This is a genomic window from Halomonas sp. 7T, assembly GCF_025643255.1.
GTDB lineage: Bacteria > Pseudomonadota > Gammaproteobacteria > Pseudomonadales > Halomonadaceae > Vreelandella.
The window spans coordinates 1,671,610-1,686,692 of sequence record NZ_CP087112.1; the positions used below are offsets into that span (position 1 = coordinate 1,671,610).

General features: G+C 53.4%; 15 protein-coding genes. 4 read left to right on the forward strand and 11 right to left on the reverse strand.

The features are described from left to right. Nucleotides 1-297: 297 nt before the first annotated feature. Both LOS15_RS07760 and lipA read left to right on the forward strand, forming a co-directional pair. Nucleotides 298-1,284 carry a LysR family transcriptional regulator gene (locus tag LOS15_RS07760; protein ID WP_263069351.1) on the forward strand — a complete coding sequence of 329 codons (987 nt, stop codon included), beginning with the start codon at nucleotides 298-300 and terminating at the stop codon, nucleotides 1,282-1,284. Nucleotides 1,285-1,435: 151 nt separating this feature from the next. After that, complete coding sequence (lipA, locus tag LOS15_RS07765) at nucleotides 1,436-2,488, forward strand: lipoyl synthase (protein WP_263069353.1); 1,053 nt, start codon at nucleotides 1,436-1,438, stop codon at nucleotides 2,486-2,488. An 89-nt stretch (nucleotides 2,489-2,577) separates the two neighbouring features. Here lipA and lipB read toward each other — a convergent pair whose 3' ends face one another. The 11 genes from lipB to LOS15_RS07820 all read right to left on the reverse strand — a co-directional run bounded on the left by lipB (nucleotide 2,578) and on the right by LOS15_RS07820 (nucleotide 13,063). Beyond that, nucleotides 2,578-3,225, reverse strand: a complete 648-nt coding sequence (lipB, locus tag LOS15_RS07770) for a lipoyl(octanoyl) transferase LipB (RefSeq protein WP_263069355.1) — start codon at nucleotides 3,223-3,225, stop codon at nucleotides 2,578-2,580. Nucleotides 3,226-3,227: 2 nt separating this feature from the next. After that, nucleotides 3,228-3,539 (reverse strand): YbeD family protein, encoded by a 312-nt coding sequence (locus LOS15_RS07775; protein ID WP_263069356.1) that lies wholly within the window; start codon nucleotides 3,537-3,539, stop codon nucleotides 3,228-3,230. Nucleotides 3,540-3,649: 110 nt separating this feature from the next. Beyond that, nucleotides 3,650-4,849 carry a D-alanyl-D-alanine carboxypeptidase family protein gene (locus LOS15_RS07780; RefSeq protein WP_263069357.1) on the reverse strand — a complete coding sequence of 400 codons (1,200 nt, stop codon included), beginning with the start codon at nucleotides 4,847-4,849 and terminating at the stop codon, nucleotides 3,650-3,652. A 68-nt stretch (nucleotides 4,850-4,917) separates the two neighbouring features. Beyond that, nucleotides 4,918-5,904 carry a septal ring lytic transglycosylase RlpA family protein gene (locus tag LOS15_RS07785; protein WP_263069358.1) on the reverse strand — a complete coding sequence of 329 codons (987 nt, stop codon included), beginning with the start codon at nucleotides 5,902-5,904 and terminating at the stop codon, nucleotides 4,918-4,920. After that, entirely contained in the window at nucleotides 5,901-6,923 is a 1,023-nt protein-coding gene (mltB, locus tag LOS15_RS07790; RefSeq protein WP_263069360.1) for a lytic murein transglycosylase B, read from the reverse strand. The genes LOS15_RS07785 and mltB overlap by 4 nt, the downstream gene beginning before the upstream one ends. Before the next feature lie 39 nt (nucleotides 6,924-6,962). Continuing rightward, a complete protein-coding gene (rodA, locus tag LOS15_RS07795) occupies nucleotides 6,963-8,126 on the reverse strand; it encodes a rod shape-determining protein RodA (RefSeq protein WP_263069361.1) in 1,164 nt (387 codons plus the stop codon). Next, entirely contained in the window at nucleotides 8,126-10,033 is a 1,908-nt protein-coding gene (mrdA, locus tag LOS15_RS07800) for a penicillin-binding protein 2 (protein WP_263069363.1), read from the reverse strand. Before mrdA ends, rodA begins: the two co-directional genes overlap by 1 nt. 71 nt (nucleotides 10,034-10,104) lie before the next feature. Then, nucleotides 10,105-10,572: a 23S rRNA (pseudouridine(1915)-N(3))-methyltransferase RlmH gene (rlmH, locus tag LOS15_RS07805; RefSeq protein WP_263069365.1), complete on the reverse strand. Its 468-nt coding sequence runs from the start codon at nucleotides 10,570-10,572 to the stop codon at nucleotides 10,105-10,107. After that, a complete protein-coding gene (rsfS, locus tag LOS15_RS07810) occupies nucleotides 10,569-10,955 on the reverse strand; it encodes a ribosome silencing factor (protein WP_263069367.1) in 387 nt (128 codons plus the stop codon). Before rsfS ends, rlmH begins: the two co-directional genes overlap by 4 nt. 144 nt (nucleotides 10,956-11,099) lie before the next feature. Beyond that, on the reverse strand, nucleotides 11,100-11,759 hold the full coding sequence (gene nadD, locus LOS15_RS07815) for a nicotinate-nucleotide adenylyltransferase (protein ID WP_263069369.1): 660 nt from the start codon (nucleotides 11,757-11,759) through the stop codon (nucleotides 11,100-11,102). After that, nucleotides 11,756-13,063 carry a glutamate-5-semialdehyde dehydrogenase gene (locus LOS15_RS07820; RefSeq protein WP_263069370.1) on the reverse strand — a complete coding sequence of 436 codons (1,308 nt, stop codon included), beginning with the start codon at nucleotides 13,061-13,063 and terminating at the stop codon, nucleotides 11,756-11,758. Before LOS15_RS07820 ends, nadD begins: the two co-directional genes overlap by 4 nt. Nucleotides 13,064-13,293: 230 nt before the next feature. Between LOS15_RS07820 and LOS15_RS07825 the strand changes: the two genes are divergently transcribed. Both LOS15_RS07825 and LOS15_RS07830 read left to right on the forward strand, forming a co-directional pair. Beyond that, a complete protein-coding gene (locus LOS15_RS07825; RefSeq protein ID WP_263069372.1) occupies nucleotides 13,294-14,148 on the forward strand; it encodes a hypothetical protein in 855 nt (284 codons plus the stop codon). Next, nucleotides 14,145-15,077 carry a diguanylate cyclase domain-containing protein gene (locus LOS15_RS07830; RefSeq protein ID WP_263069374.1) on the forward strand — a complete coding sequence of 311 codons (933 nt, stop codon included), beginning with the start codon at nucleotides 14,145-14,147 and terminating at the stop codon, nucleotides 15,075-15,077. Before LOS15_RS07825 ends, LOS15_RS07830 begins: the two co-directional genes overlap by 4 nt. Nucleotides 15,078-15,083: the final 6 nt, after the last annotated feature.

The following is a 15,083-nucleotide window of genomic DNA, read 5'->3' on the forward strand; positions in this document are numbered from 1 at the left end:
TAGGCTACTCTTCGCTTGACGTCGATGCCTCCCTTCATCTATTCACACGACAATCTAGTCACTCAACAAAGCGCTAAAGACGGCTGACTGCTTCAGTGGTAGCATCACCTAATTAGCACAGTGTTTAGAAAGCCCAGTTTCATTAAAAAATGCTTTCATAAGCGCTTTCTACTGCACTCTTTATAGCTGCCACGCATAGCTAAGCACACGGTAGCGACTGCACAATAATAGAGTTACTGAGCAACTTATTGTCACAGCGTCCATGACCGCTGGAGGGTGTTACCGAGAGGTTGTTTTATGTCGTCCCCTACGCTGCTAAACCGCCTGACCTTTCGTCAACTCCAAGTATTTCAGGAAGTGCATCGCCAGCGCTCTTATTCCCGTGCGGCTGAGCAGCTCGGCCTTACCCAACCCGCCGTTAGCGCCCAGATTCGTCAGCTTGAGCAGGCAGTCGGTCAGCCGCTGTTTAAATACGCGGGTAAAACATTACACGTACTGCCCGCAGCAGACACGTTGGCACTTTCCACGCGGGAAATCATTGGTCAGCTGTCACGACTGCAGATGAACCTCTCAGACATCAACGGCAAAATTAGCGGCGAACTTAACATCACGGCGGTTTCGTCAGCCCAATATGTTGTCCCGTTTTTGCTTGCTCGCTTTCGAGCACGCTACCCTGATGTGCGAATCCGGTTGAAGGTATGTAATCGCAGCCAAGCACTTGAGAGGCTTGCGCAGCAGAAAGATGACGTGGTGATTATGGCGATGGTGCCTGATGACGACGATTTAGTAGTTATGCCTCTTTTAGATAATGAACTGATCGCTGTGGTATGGCCCGATCACCCGCTACTTCACTCCTCGGCACCCTCTCTCGCGGACTTTGCCCGCCACTACGTTTTAATGCGCGAGCCGGGATCGGGCGTACGCAATGCATTTGAACAGCTGGCAGCTGATCAAGAAGTAGGGCTACCCCATCGGATAGAGCTAGGAAGCAATGAAGCGATTAAACAAGGCGTCATGGCCCACTTGGGCATTGCCGTACTCCCTCGCTTAGCCGTTCAGCTTGAGCTGGAGCAGGGCTTACTCGCATCGTTGGCACTGCCCAGCTTTCCTATCCGTCGCTCTTGGTGCGCCGTTCACCGCCGCGACCACTTCCCGACGCCCGTTGCCGAGCTCTTTTTACGTTTTACTCGAGAACATCTCGATGAGTATCGGCGCTACTTTCAAACGCCTTCAAGCCCGCTGCCTAGTCACGGTGTTTCATGCTTGCCTATGCTGCCTGTATAGGCAGCGTCTAGCACGTGCCAAGAGTGTCTTGTTCTCTACGAGATATGTTACATTACCCTACTACCTACGTATGATTTAGCGTACCCAGGGCTGGGTTAGTGCTAACGCAAGCGTGATGCTGCCCTGCCGCACAGTAGAGAGGCTCTTTTCTATGAGCAATAACCCCTCACAGCGCGTGCCAAGCGGTGAAAAATTCCGCAATGAGCACGGCATGTCGGTCATCAAGGATGGCATGAAGCAGCGCAAAGCGCAGGTGGATGCCCCGTCTCTTGAGCGTAAGCCTAAGTGGTTACGCGCTCAGATCCCTGGTGGCGAGCGTTTTGAAGCCGTTAAGAAAAATGTTGCTACGCATCGTCTCAGCACCGTATGTGCCGAATCCCATTGCCCCAATATGGGTGAGTGCTGGAGCAACGGCACCGCTACCATTATGTTGATGGGTTCAGTATGTACCCGCGCGTGCCGCTTTTGTGCGGTTGACACGGGCAACCCGAAAGGCTGGCTGGACACAGAAGAACCGGAAAATACCGCTAAGTCCGTTGAGTTGATGGGGCTTCGCTATATCGTCCTCACTTCCGTCGATCGCGATGATTTAGACGACGGTGGCGCGACGCATTATGCCAACTGCATTCGGGCTATTAAGGCACGCACGCCCGAGGTAGTAGTAGAAGCACTAACGCCCGACTTTGATGGGCAAAAAGATGCCATTGAACGGGTAGTCGATTCTGGACTTGAGGTATTTGCGCAGAATGTTGAAACGGTTGAGCGCCTAACCCAAAAAGTACGTGACCCTCGCGCGGGCTATCGCAAAACGTTGGATGTTCTGGCTCATGCCAAGCAGCATCGTCCCGATATCATTACCAAAACCAGCTTGATGCTTGGCTTAGGCGAGACTGACGAAGAGATATTACAAACCTTCGATGACTTGCGTGAGATTGGCGTCGATATCGTAACACTCGGCCAATATTTGCGCCCTACCAAAAACCACTTGGCCGTAGAGCGCTGGGTAACCCCAGAAGAGTTTGATCGCTACCGTGAACTTGGCCTAGAAAAGGGCTTCATGGAAGTTCCTTCTGGGCCTTTGGTGCGTTCTAGCTATCGCGCTGACCGCGTATTTGAGAAAAACAACCTTGGCCTAGCCTCACCTGCCGCTGTGCCAGGCCAAGAAACTAACACCAGTCGCATCCCCGCATTAAACGTAGGCTAATCAAGCCAATGCCGCTGTAGAAAAGAGGTTATATCCTCTATTTACAGCGGCACCCCCTCTGCTGAAATCGGCATGTAACGGGGCTACCATCATTCGATATTAACAAGATCACGCTTTAGCTCTGCCGCCAACGCAAACGCTAACTGCTCCCCCACCTTTTGATTGTCAGGCTTGATAGCAACCAGATCTGCTAGGCGGGTTACCGGCATGCCGGCATAGCCGCAGGGGTTGATACGTGCAAAAGGAGATAAATCTGCGTCTACGTTAAGCGCGACGCCGTGGTAACTCGCCCCGCGCCTAATGCGCAATCCTAGCGACGCGATCTTTGCCTCCCCTGCCGCAGTCTCTACATACACACCGGGAGCATCTGGCCGGGCACGCGCACTCACCCCATACTCGCTCAGTACGGCAATCACTGCGCTTTCAAGAGCGGTAACCAAATCACGGACACCAATCTTGTCCCGTCGAATATCTAACAGTGGATAGAGCACTACCTGACCAGGGCCGTGGTAAGTCACTTGGCCACCTCGGTCCGTCTGCACCACCGGTATGTCGCCCGTCATTAACAAGTGCTCAGGCTTCCCTGCCTGGCCCTGGGTAAAAACGGAGTCGTGTTCAACAAGCCAAAACTGATCGGCCGTTGCTTCGCTGCGCGTGTCGGTGAGCGCACGCATCGATTCCCATACGGGCAAGTAAGCACTGCGGCCAAGGCGGTGCAGCTGGATGGGCGCTTTCATTGCTATACCACCATATGCACACGGCCAGTGGCTTTTAAATCATCAAATAACTGGCTAAGCTGCTGTTCGCCAGTTGCTTCGATCACTATGCGCACCGACTGAAAACGCCCGTTGCGGCTATCTACTACCTGGATGATACTTTCATCAAAACCGGGGGCATGCCTATGTACGACTTGGCAGACACATGCGGCAAAGTCTTCAGCAGCATCGCCGACCACTTTTAACGAGTAATCACAAGGAAAGGTAATTTTCGGGGGCGAGCTAGCGGCTGGCTGCCGCAAATCACGAAGCCCTTTTTTCGCGTCCTGTTTCATAATTTACCTTCAATTACCAAATAACAGAGCGGGCACCTACACGGAGTTCATCACACCCGCTCTCCAGCTCTCTAACGTTTGTGCCGTTTACCAGTTGAAATCAAACAGTATTAGCTGGTGAAATTACTAACCAACCCACTGAAAAAGCGTCTAACTTGATCAAACAACCGCTTAAACAGCCCACCCTCTTCAACATTTTCCAGGGCAATTAGTTGACGCTCACCCACCACTTCTTCGCCAAGATACACTTCTAAGGTACCTACCTCATCGCCCACGGAAACAGGCGCTTGAAGATCCTGCTTAAGGTTAAGGCGCGCACGCAGCTCTTCATTGCGGTTACGCGGCAGTGTCATGAAAACTTCTTCATTAACCCCTACGCGTAGTTCGTTGACGTCGCCTCCCCATACCCGCGGCGTTGCAAGAACAGCGCCACGCTCATAAAGCTTCATGGTTTCATAAAAGCGAAAGCCGTAGCTGAGCAGTTTCTGCGTCTCTTGGGCACGCGCCTCTTCTGAATTAGTGCCCATCACAACGGATACCAGACGCATGTCATCACGCTTGGCTGAGGCTACCAAGCCGTAACCAGCCTCTGTTGTCCAACCGGTTTTCAAGCCATCCACTGTCGGATCGCGCCATAGCAATCGGTTACGGTTTGGCTGGTCGATGCCACTAAAGGAGAATGTCCGCTGGGAATAGATCTCATAGTGCTCGGGATAATCGTTAATAATATATTGTGAAAGCAGTGCCATATCGCGTGCACTTGAGTAGTGATTATCACCCGGCAGCCCAGTGGCATTTTGAAAGTTCGTATTATGCATGCCTAACCGCGTGGCATGCTGGTTCATCAAATCTGCAAAGGGCGCCTCGCCACCGGCCAAGTGTTCGGCCATAGCCACACTGGCATCGTTACCAGAGACAATAATGATGCCATGCAGTAGATCATCGACTGATACGCGATCACCTACCTCAATAAACATTTTAGAGCCACCGGTGCGCCATGCCCTCTCGCTAATATTCACCATGTCGGTCAGGCTAATAGTGCCTCGATCCAGTTCACGCTCGACCAGGTAAGCCGTCATTAGTTTAGTAAGACTCGCCGGCGGCAACCGTTCGTCTGCATTATGCTCGGCAAGCACCCGGCCGCTGTGGGCATCCATCAATATCCAGGAACTCGCCGCTAGCTGGGGCGCAGCAGGAATAATCGTCTGCGGCTGAGGAACCGGTTGGGCCAAAGCAGGTAGCGCTACTACCGTCATTGCCGCAAATAAGCAGAGCTGCGCTGAACGACGAAACGACATTACTATATTCATGACTAACTTCTCACTACATAGAAAGTAACGCGACTGAGCACGTTATTTAGGTTCAATAAAAAGGCGACTTATTTAACAACAAACACTTGCGGAAACCCCGCATGGCGTAATGCTTCACGCGCTTGCGCCTCTTGGGCAGGGATCACCGGCCCTACTTGCACGCGATGAACATCCGCATCACTCATTACGCGTACCGAGTGCGAAAGCTCCCCCTGCAATCGACGCTGTAGCTGCTCGGCTCCCTCAGCACTTCCTAGCGCAGCAATCTGAAGATAGACCGCATTGCCCGGCACAGATTCTCCAGATGCTTGGGGCTGAGCAGAAGAGAGCCGCTGGGAGTCATCTGATGTAGCTGCGACTGTGGCTGCTTGCACCGTTGCCGAGCTGGCTGCGGGCGCGCCACTTCCTCGCTCTGCAAGCCACTGGGCAGGGTCAATGGCTTCGACGCGAACCGGACCTGTGCCATCATCCAGGAACCCTAAACGTGCCGCCGCGGCATAGGAAAGGTCGATTTCACGATCGCTATGGAATGGCCCGCGATCATTAACCCGGACAATCACCGACTCACCATTATTCAAACTGGTGACTCGGGCAAAGGTTGGCAAAGGCAAGGAACGGTGAGCCGCCGACATTTTATACATGTCATAAATCTCGCCGTTGGACGTTGCATAACCATGGAATTTCTCGCCATACCAAGAAGCGGTTCCCTGCCGAGTGTAGCCTTTTGAATCAGGCAACACACTGTAGGTTTCCCCCCACACTTCATAGGTTGGCCGATTACCTGCCCGCGACAAAGGCTCAATACGCGGTTGCGCATCCGGCACTTTACTGACATCCGGTGGCTCAAGAGGGTAAGCATCGCCGGTCATTGCGTAACGCCCACCACTGCTGCCCGCATTACTTGAACTACTCGCACTGCCCGACGCTGACGCATTTGCGCTAAGAGGGGTATCGACACTGGCACGTTGGGCTTCTTGGCTAGCACAGCCACTTATTAGGGCTACAATAGCGACAGCACCAGCCACGCCTCGGGCATCTGCCAACACTTTATTCATCCTTGATCCTCAACCTGCTGCTCGATAGCGTCGGATAACTCTGCCACGGCCATCGCGTAGAGATGGCTATGATTGTATCGAGTAATAACGTAGAAATTATACTCCCCCAACCGGTAGAGGTTGCTGCCGTCGGCAAGTTCTAACACCAACGGAACGACCGGAAGCGTTGGTTCAAGATCGACCCCAGGCTCAATACCCGCGCTTGTTACCTCTGCCACGGTTACTGTCGGTGAACGTGTTTGATTAAATGTCAGCCCCTCTGGTGGTGCCGTTGGCCCGCTCGCAGGGTGATAAATAGCACTATCACGTTGCCAACCATGCTCAGCAAAATAATTGGCCACGCTGCCTATCGCATCGACAGGGTTTTCCCATAAATCGCGAATACCGTCACCGTCAAAATCAACGGCATAAGCTTGATAACTGGTAGGAATAAATTGCGGATAGCCCATCGCCCCGGCATAGGAGCCGTAAAGCGATGTCGGTTCAACACGCTGCTCGTGAGCAATCTGTAAAAAGGCAGCCAGCTCACCGCGGAAGAAATCGCCACGCACCGGATGATGAAATGCCAGTGTAGCCAGCGAATCGAGCACCCGATGGCGGCCTTTATGGCGTCCATAATAGGTTTCCACACCAATAATGGCAGCAATGACCTCTCGAGGGACGCCATAAACCTCTTCAGCACGGGCGAGCGTATCCGCATGCTCTTGTACAAAAGCTGCGCCCTCTTCAATGCGCTGCTCGGTCATGAATATGGCGCGGTACTCATGCCAACTTAAGCGACGCTCAGCTGCCCCCTCCATAGCATCTAGCACGCCCTGGCTATAATGCGCCTGATTGAAGGTATCGGTTAGCCAGGCCTCTGGTAACCCTTCAGCCATCAATTCATCAACCAATTGCTGAGTACGCTCATGATTTTGCGGGTTAAAATGCGCCTGCTCCTCAGCCCATACGGCAGGGATCGAGCATGCCATTACGACAGCCATCAAGTAACTACCTGCGTTGTTTCGGGCCCTGTTCATTAACTCACCACTCCTGTGAAAACCATCATGCTGCAACCCTCAGCGCGGCAATAAGCGACGATGCGCATGAATCGACATGAGAATACCGAACCCAGCCAATAAGGTCACGCTTGAGGTGCCGCCGAAACTCACTAAGGGGAGCGGCACACCAACCACTGGCAGAATCCCGCTGACCATACCGACATTAACGAAAACATAAATGAAAAACGTCAGGATAATGCTGCCCGCCACCAGCCGACCAAAGGTATCCTGAGAAGCAGTGGCTAGCCACAAACCTCGCCCCACTATCATGACATAGAGCGCTAACAGCAATAACATCCCCACAAGACCAAACTCTTCGCCCAACACCGCAATAATAAAGTCCGTATGCCGCTCAGGTAGAAACTCTAGCTGAGACTGAGTGCCATCCAGCCAGCCTTTCCCCCATAGTCCACCGCTGCCAATCGCCGTGGTGGACTGAATAATATTCCAGCCTGAACCTAACGGATCACTTTCTGGGTCGAGAAACGTCAGCACCCGTTGGCGCTGATAGTTATGCATATTCATCCATAACAGCGGCAGCCCAGCCGCCATAAGCGCCCCAATAACGCCAATCAACCGCCAAGAAAGACCTGCCAACAGCACTACAATAATCGCCGCACTGGCGACGAGTAACGAGGTGCCCAAATCAGGCTGAATAGCCGTTAGCACGACAGGCACCCCAATAATGATAGCGCACACCGCAATATCACGTAGGCGGGGCGGTAGCTGGCAGCGATTCAGGTACGCGGCCACCATCAACGGCACAGCGAGCTTCATCATTTCGGACGGTTGAAAGCGGATAACCCCAGGAATGACCAACCACCGCTTAGCCCCCATCCCCACATCGCCAACCACCTCCACTGCGACCAGCATGATTAGCCCCACCCCGTAAACAAACGGCGCCCAGCGTAAAAACGTTGAGGGTGAGAACTGCGCAATAATCACCATACCGGCCAGAGCAATGCCGAATCGGACCGCTTGAGCGATGACAGCTTCAATACGCTGACCCGACGCACTGTAGAGAACAAACAACCCCGCCACCATGAGCACCAGCAGCATACCTATCAACCAAGGGTCGAGATGAATGCGCTCCCAGATACTTTTGCGTCGCGCAATTCCGCTACTAGGAGGCCGAACAGGATAGCGGCGAAAAGAACGAGAGAGCATTTCCCAGACTGCCATTAGTTGCCCTCCACCCTGGCCGTATCCTCTTCTAGTACTTCACGCACTTCATCCACTTCCGGAGCGCTCTCTTGTAGTAGCCAGGCATCGGTCATTGCGCGTGCTAGGTGGGCCGCGTGGGTACTGCCCCCGCCAGCATTTTCTACAATCACTGATACCGCAATTTGTGGGTCTTCAAGCGGCGCAAAGGCCATAAAAAGCGCGTGGTCACGTAGACGCTCTTCCAGCTCCTCTGCGTTGTAACGCTGATCTTGGCCCAGCGAAAACACCTGCGCAGTTCCCGACTTACCTCCCATCCGGTAATCAAGACCCACCCCAGTGCGCCGAGCAGTGCCTTCACTACCGGTCAGCACTTTTTCCATACCGCTAAAGACTCGGTTCCACCAGGTGTCGTTATCAAGTTCAATATTTGGCAGCGCATCCGGAAGGTCACGAGGTAACGGCTGCTCCCCCACTTCCAGAGCTAGGCGGGGCTTTACCCACTGCCCCCGATTCGCCAAGACAGCCGTTGCGCTAGCTAATTGCAGGGGGGTCACCTGCCAGTATCCCTGACCAATACCCACCGACAGTGTTTCCCCCGGATACCAAGGCTGGTTAAAACGGGCACGTTTCCAGTCGCGCGACGGCATCAACCCCGTGCTTTCGCCTTGCACGTCATGGGCAACCCGCTGCCCAAAGCCGAAGTTGCTCATCTGCTCATGTAGCTTGTCGATACCCAAGTCATGTGCCAGCGAGTAGTAATACGTGTTGTTGGAAACAGCGATCGAGCGTTCCATATCAACCCGCCCATGCCCCCAGCGCAGCCAGTTGCGGTAGCGCCGAGTATCATTGGGTAATTGATAAAATCCCGGATCACTGATCGTGCTGTCAGGAGTAATCGCTCCCTCCACTAAGCCCGCGAGAGCAAGGAATGGCTTGATGGTGGAGCCAGGCGGATAGTGCCCGCGAATAGCGCGATTAAATAATGGCAAATCAAGATCTTCTTGCAGCGCCCGATACGAGGGAACATCAATACCGGTCACGAACTGATTACTATCAAAACCAGGCGTTGATACCATCGCCAGAATTTCCCCGGTATCCGGCACCACCGCCACAATCGAGCCACGTCGCCCATCCATTAGTTCGTAGGCCAACATCTGCAGCGACTTGTCCAATGTGAGAGTCAGGTTTTCACCGGGAACAGGATCGGTGCGCCCAAGCTCCCTTAACACTCGACCGCGGGCATTGGTTTCTACTTTGCGTAACCCCGCCTGGCCGTGGAGCTGATCTTCATAGAACCGCTCTACACCGGTTTTACCAATAAAGTGTGTACCGGCATACCGACCGGTATCCAAGGACTGCATTTCATCAGCGTTAATGCGCCCCACATACCCTAACGCATGCGCCATCACCTCTGCATCGGGGTAGTAACGCAGTAGCTGAGCTTCTACTTCAACACCGGGTAACCGGTGACGGTTTACCGCTAAGCGAGCAATTTGCTGCTCACTTAAATCACTCATTAAGAGCGCTGGCTGGAACGGTCGCTGGCGCTGGCGCGAGCGAACATTAAACGCGTCGATTTCCTCTTCGGGTAACTCTAGAAGTTCCACTAGCAGCGCTAGCGTGTCGTCTAAATCGTCGACACGCTCACGCACAAGTGTCAGGTTGTAGGTGGGGCGATTTTCAGCAAGTAGGGTTCCGTTACGGTCATAGATAAGCCCTCGGGTGGGCGGCAACGGCTCAACACGCACGCGGTTTTTTTCTGAGCGAGTGCTATAAAGGTCATGCTGAGTAATCTGCAAATAGGCAAGGCGCCCCGTAAGCAGACTGGTCAACACAATGACAACCAGTACGGCAAGCAGCGCCCTCACACGGAAAATACGCAGCTCTTGCTCGGAGTTTTTTAGCGTATCAAGGCGCTGTGGCATGGCAACAGATGACTCTCAAATCTAACAAACGACGCAACGGCAGCCATAGTAGTGGCCCGGTTTTCGCACGCCTAGCGATGATAGGGATGACCAATTAATAGTGTCCACGCACGGTACAACTGCTCGGCGAGCATGATACGTACCAGCGGATGCGGTAGCGTAAGCGCAGAAAGCGACCAAGACTTATCCGCCAACGCAGAAAGCGAAGGCTCTAAACCATCAGGCCCCCCCACAAGAAGTACAACATCGCGCCCCGTCATGCGCCAGGCATCGGCCTCTTGGGCCAGCTGCTCGGTACTCCACGTTTTGCCTTTAACCTCTAACGCCACGACATACTCATCACCACGTAGCTTTTCACGGATACGCTGAGCTTCTTGGGCACGCGCTTTGGCGATATCGGCATTTTTGCCCCGTTGCCCCAGGGGGATCTCTTCAATTTCTAAACTGAAGTCACGAGGCAACCGTTTGCGGTAGGTTTCAACGCCTTCTTCTACCCATCCAGGCATTTTCGTTCCCACCGCTAACAGCCGTATTCTCATGGCATAGTGACCCGCTCTTCTAAGCGTTTGAGTGACTCGCCAATCGCACCAGTGTCGTTCGGCAAGTCTGCCCACAGGCGCTCAAGGTCATACAGTGCGCGCGCTTCGGGCAGCATGATATGAACCACGATGTCGCCCAAATCAACCAGCACCCAATCCGAGTTATCGCCACCTTCTACACCGCGGGGCTTAAGGCCGGACGCTTTGGCTTTTTCAACAACATTTTGGGCAAGCGCGGAGACGTGACGTGTTGAGGTTCCGCTGGCAATCACCATCAGATCGGTGACTTCGGTCAGCTTAGAAACATCCAGCTGGGTAATATCGCGTGCTTTTAGCTCTTCTAGCGCGTCAATCGCTAGGGTTTTCAGTGTATCGATGTGCATGGCTCCTGAAGGCAACCCCTTGTGAGAATAAGGTTAAGTAGTAAGGTTAGAAATAAAAACGGCTGTAAGCTGTGCTTTAAAGCCAGTATCACTCTGCCGCCGTTAAGCGGGCCATTGTAACGGCTTCTTTGATGACTGCCAGCGCTATTCGTGCGTTTGATAAAACCCCTGTTGCAAAATACTCTGCTCTACTGCTTCCGGAAGCAGATAACGCACGCTTTCCCCTGCTCTTAGGCGCTCTCTTATATATGTCGCAGAAATTGCCATCATCGAGGGAAGCGACAAAGATAACAAAGCGCCGCAAGGGCGTTGCATAAGCGTTGACACCTTATCGACTACACGATTACCCACCAGTTCCTTTAGCGCTGAAGGCCAAGGGGCTTGATAGCCTGGACGGGCGATCACCACAAGGTGCGCTAAGGAGAATATATCGTCTACCCTGCGCCATTGTGTCAGCCTTAAAAATGCATCAAAGCCGATAATCATGACTAGCGGCACTGCTTCGCCATACTCCGTGCGCAACTCAGCGAGTGTATCAACGCTGTAGGAAGGCCCCTCCCGACGCAGCTCGCGGCCATCAGCAATAATGCCTGGCGTATCGGCTATACCTTTCTTAAGTAACGCTAAGCGCTGTTCGGGCGACACCTGCGGCGTATCCCGCAGAGGAGGCTGTGGCGCGGGGATCATATGCAGCCAATCCAGCCCCAACGCCTCACGAACCTCGACCGCACTGCGTAAATGCCCCAGATGGACGGGGTCAAAGGTTCCACCCAGCATCCCGACCTTCAACGATGCGCGACTCATTGCCGAACCTGACCATCCCCGAACACGATGTACTTTTGCGTCGTCAGCCCTTGCAGCCCGACGGGCCCTCTCGCGTGTAGCTTGTCGGTGGATATGCCAATTTCTGCTCCTAACCCGTACTCAAAGCCGTCTGCAAAACGCGTAGAGGCATTAACAATCACCGAGCTGGAGTCCACTTCTGCCATAAAACGGCGAGCAAGGGAGTAATCCTGGGTAACAATGGCATCGGTATGGTGAGACCCGTACTTTTCAATATGCCTAATCGCCTCATCCATACCCTCCACCACCTTGATGGCTAGCACTGGCGCTAAGTACTCTGCATACCAGTCCTCCTCTGTCGCCTCAAGCGCTTGCGGAAGCAGCGACCGAGTGCGCTCACAGCCCCGAAGCTCTACCTCATACTGAGCGTAGGCGCGCGCTAGCTCTGGCAACACGATATCGGCAATCGGTGCATCCACCAACAAGGTTTCCATGGTGTTGCACGTTCCATAGCGATGGGTCTTGGCGTTAACGGCAATAGCCAATGCTTTGGCTGGGTCAGCCGTTGTGTCGATATATACATGACAAACACCGTCTAGGTGTTTGATAACAGGCACCTTCGCCTCGCGGGAAATACGCTCAATCAACGACTTACCACCGCGAGGAATAATCACATCGACATATTCAGGCATACTGATCATCGCGCCTACCGCAGCGCGGTCGGTGGTCGCCACCACCTGAACAGCCCCCGCAGACAGACCCACATCCGCTAAGCCTTGCTGAATACAGTGGCTAATAGCAGCGTTGGAGGCACTGGCTTCTGAACCACCACGGAGTAAGCAGGCATTGCCGGATTTTAAGCAAAGGCTCGCCGCTTCAAGGGTGACGTTAGGACGCGATTCATAAATGATACCCACTACACCAAGCGGCACGCGCATCTTGCCTACTTGAATGCCACTGGGACGATAATTCATCTCGTCGATTTCACCTACAGGATCAGGTAGCCCGGCCACCTGGCGCAGCCCTTCAATCATTGCCTCTATTCGGCTATCGGTGAGCGCTAGGCGATCCAGCAGTGCAAGGTCTAAACCATTCTGCTGACCACGCTGCATATCGAGCGCATTAGCTTCTAAGAGCACTGCTCTAGAGGCTGCTAGGCGTGTTGCCATTGCCTCAAGAGCGCGGTTTTTCAAGCCAGTGTCCGCGCGGCGCAGTTCGACCGCAGCTGCCCGAGCACCCTGCCCAAGCGCCTGCATATAAGCGGGCACATCCCCAGCAGCCAAGTGGCGTTGGGCTTGATCCTGGAACGTGGTAGAACCGCTCATATTGTCTCCCTGAGTAGTGACATAACAAGTAGGATGGTTGTCAGCAAATACTATGTGTCATGGTTGTATAAAAGCTATGGTGCCCGTGGCACTAAATGCTTAACGGTATCTTACGCCATTTGGACGTTATACTGGGGTATGAGATCTTAATTTTGACACGGCAGCGTTATCAAACAGCACTTCAACACTGTGAATAAGCCTCCGTTATTAAGGGTGAATAGTAAGCCACCATGCAAAGCAAGTACAAAATACGCCTACTGAGAGCTAACTTATTCGCTGCCGCTGTGGTGCTGGCACTCTGGACACCTGCTGCTCCACCGCTTGCCGCGCTGGTACTTTGGCTCTCGGTCGGATGGCTTTTCATTACCGCACTGCTGCTGGATTTTAGCCACCGACGAGCCAGGGGGTTGCCCTGGCAAATGCTGGCTGGCGGCTTGCTACTTTGCTTAGTTGCCGCTGCGCCTGAACGCCACAGTATGTTGATATGGGTTTTTGCAGCGGTTTGCATGCTTCCACAGAAGCCTATAGCTATTGCGTTCAATGCCAGCGCTGCCCTGTTCAGCTGGATCATGATCGCTCCCTTTCTCAGCAGGCCAGAATGGTTATTGCTTCTATCGTCACTCACGATTTTGGGGCTATTAGCCGTCTCGCGAACACGCCAACTGATTGATATAAACGGTGCAATTCAGCAACGCTTGCGACTCATACCGGGGCTTAACTTGTGGGCGGGCGAGCAACTACTGCGCGACCTCGCCCGAGAGCAAATACGCTCTGAACGTGAGGCAATTTACGCTGAAATAATCGTTATACACGTTAAGCGTCACCAGCTCTGGGCCTCAGCACAAAAACTCTGCGAACTCACTTATGACTTTGAAAACGTATATCGGCTAAATGGCACGACATTAGTTTTATTACTGCTGTCTCGCTCGCCAAAGGAGGGAGCGCAACGTCGAGAGCTGATTTGCAGCGCTTTACCTGAGAAGCTGCTCTACCATCACTCACCGCTGATGGATGTGGAGCTTTCAACGCTGACCCTAGAAACGCTGCATACGTTGCCTGCACAGACGCTTGGGAGCACGCCATGACAGAGCAGCAGTTATCAGGGCGGTTAATGACACTGGCCTATAGTGGTAGCGTTTGCATGATGGCGGCTTATACCTTGTGGCTATATGCCATGGGCGACTATCGTGACCTGTTAATTCCCATGTTTGTTACCCTGCTGCTTCTCACCGCACTGCTGATGCATTACAGCCAGGATCTAGCCCCCGTCATACCGCGCATCATTTTACTCGCGAGCACTTACGTTGTGGTTTTAGCCGCCATGTACTATCAACCCAGCACACCGCTTATTTGGCTGGGCTTGCCGATTGCCGCCTCTTTTTTACTGTTGCCACTATGGGGCGCACTTTTTTTAAACGTGGTTTGTTCGCCGATTTGGTGGCTTCTACCAAGCGCAAATGACATCACCCCCTCCGTTGTGCTGGGCTATTCCGCTCTTATCTTACTCTCAGCACTCCCCCCTTGGGAGCATGCCCGCAGGCGGGCACTGCTCAGAGCAACAGATCCTAACGACAGCGACTGCAACGCTTACCATATCGACACCCTAAAAGAGCGCCTACACAACGAATATCAGCGCGCAGCGATGCTTAACAAACGTCTGGCCGTCCTGGTACTCCATTTACCACAGCTGGATATGGCAGAAGAGCAATTCGGGCAGCGCGCCCAGCTGGCACTCCTAGGCACGCTCTGCAGCGAGGTGAATAGCCGCTGTCGCGACCATGATTTGCTAGGGCGAGCAGGCAACGCTACCTTTTGGCTGGTGCTTCCAGACACGAGCGAAAGCGGTGCCTTATTAGTCCGTGAGCGGCTTCAGCGAGCATTATCACGCTGCGTGCTTGTGGAAACAGGACATTTAGATACGCGTATTAGCGCGTGTTTACCGTGCCAGGGCGAGAGCTTTGAACGTTATATACAGCGCTTGGAAGTGCGAGCACAGGCATTAGTTGACGCCTAACCTTTT

What these genes read in the sequence shown, in the direction of transcription:
- lipA (WP_263069353.1), top strand. Translation starts at nt 1,436, where the DNA reads ATGAGCAATAACCCCTCACAGCGCGTGCCAAGCGGTGAAAAATTCCGC.
- rsfS (WP_263069367.1), bottom strand. Translation starts at nt 10,955, where the DNA reads ATGCACATCGATACACTGAAAACCCTAGCGATTGACGCGCTAGAAGAG.
- LOS15_RS07830 (WP_263069374.1), top strand. Translation starts at nt 14,145, where the DNA reads ATGACAGAGCAGCAGTTATCAGGGCGGTTAATGACACTGGCCTATAGT.
- LOS15_RS07760 (WP_263069351.1), top strand. Translation starts at nt 298, where the DNA reads ATGTCGTCCCCTACGCTGCTAAACCGCCTGACCTTTCGTCAACTCCAA.
- mrdA (WP_263069363.1), bottom strand. Translation starts at nt 10,033, where the DNA reads ATGCCACAGCGCCTTGATACGCTAAAAAACTCCGAGCAAGAGCTGCGT.
- rodA (WP_263069361.1), bottom strand. Translation starts at nt 8,126, where the DNA reads ATGGCAGTCTGGGAAATGCTCTCTCGTTCTTTTCGCCGCTATCCTGTT.
- lipB (WP_263069355.1), bottom strand. Translation starts at nt 3,225, where the DNA reads ATGAAAGCGCCCATCCAGCTGCACCGCCTTGGCCGCAGTGCTTACTTG.
- rlmH (WP_263069365.1), bottom strand. Translation starts at nt 10,572, where the DNA reads ATGAGAATACGGCTGTTAGCGGTGGGAACGAAAATGCCTGGATGGGTA.
- LOS15_RS07785 (WP_263069358.1), bottom strand. Translation starts at nt 5,904, where the DNA reads ATGAATAAAGTGTTGGCAGATGCCCGAGGCGTGGCTGGTGCTGTCGCT.
- LOS15_RS07775 (WP_263069356.1), bottom strand. Translation starts at nt 3,539, where the DNA reads ATGAAACAGGACGCGAAAAAAGGGCTTCGTGATTTGCGGCAGCCAGCC.
- LOS15_RS07780 (WP_263069357.1), bottom strand. Translation starts at nt 4,849, where the DNA reads ATGAATATAGTAATGTCGTTTCGTCGTTCAGCGCAGCTCTGCTTATTT.
- LOS15_RS07820 (WP_263069370.1), bottom strand. Translation starts at nt 13,063, where the DNA reads ATGAGCGGTTCTACCACGTTCCAGGATCAAGCCCAACGCCACTTGGCT.
- nadD (WP_263069369.1), bottom strand. Translation starts at nt 11,759, where the DNA reads ATGAGTCGCGCATCGTTGAAGGTCGGGATGCTGGGTGGAACCTTTGAC.
- mltB (WP_263069360.1), bottom strand. Translation starts at nt 6,923, where the DNA reads ATGAACAGGGCCCGAAACAACGCAGGTAGTTACTTGATGGCTGTCGTA.
- LOS15_RS07825 (WP_263069372.1), top strand. Translation starts at nt 13,294, where the DNA reads ATGCAAAGCAAGTACAAAATACGCCTACTGAGAGCTAACTTATTCGCT.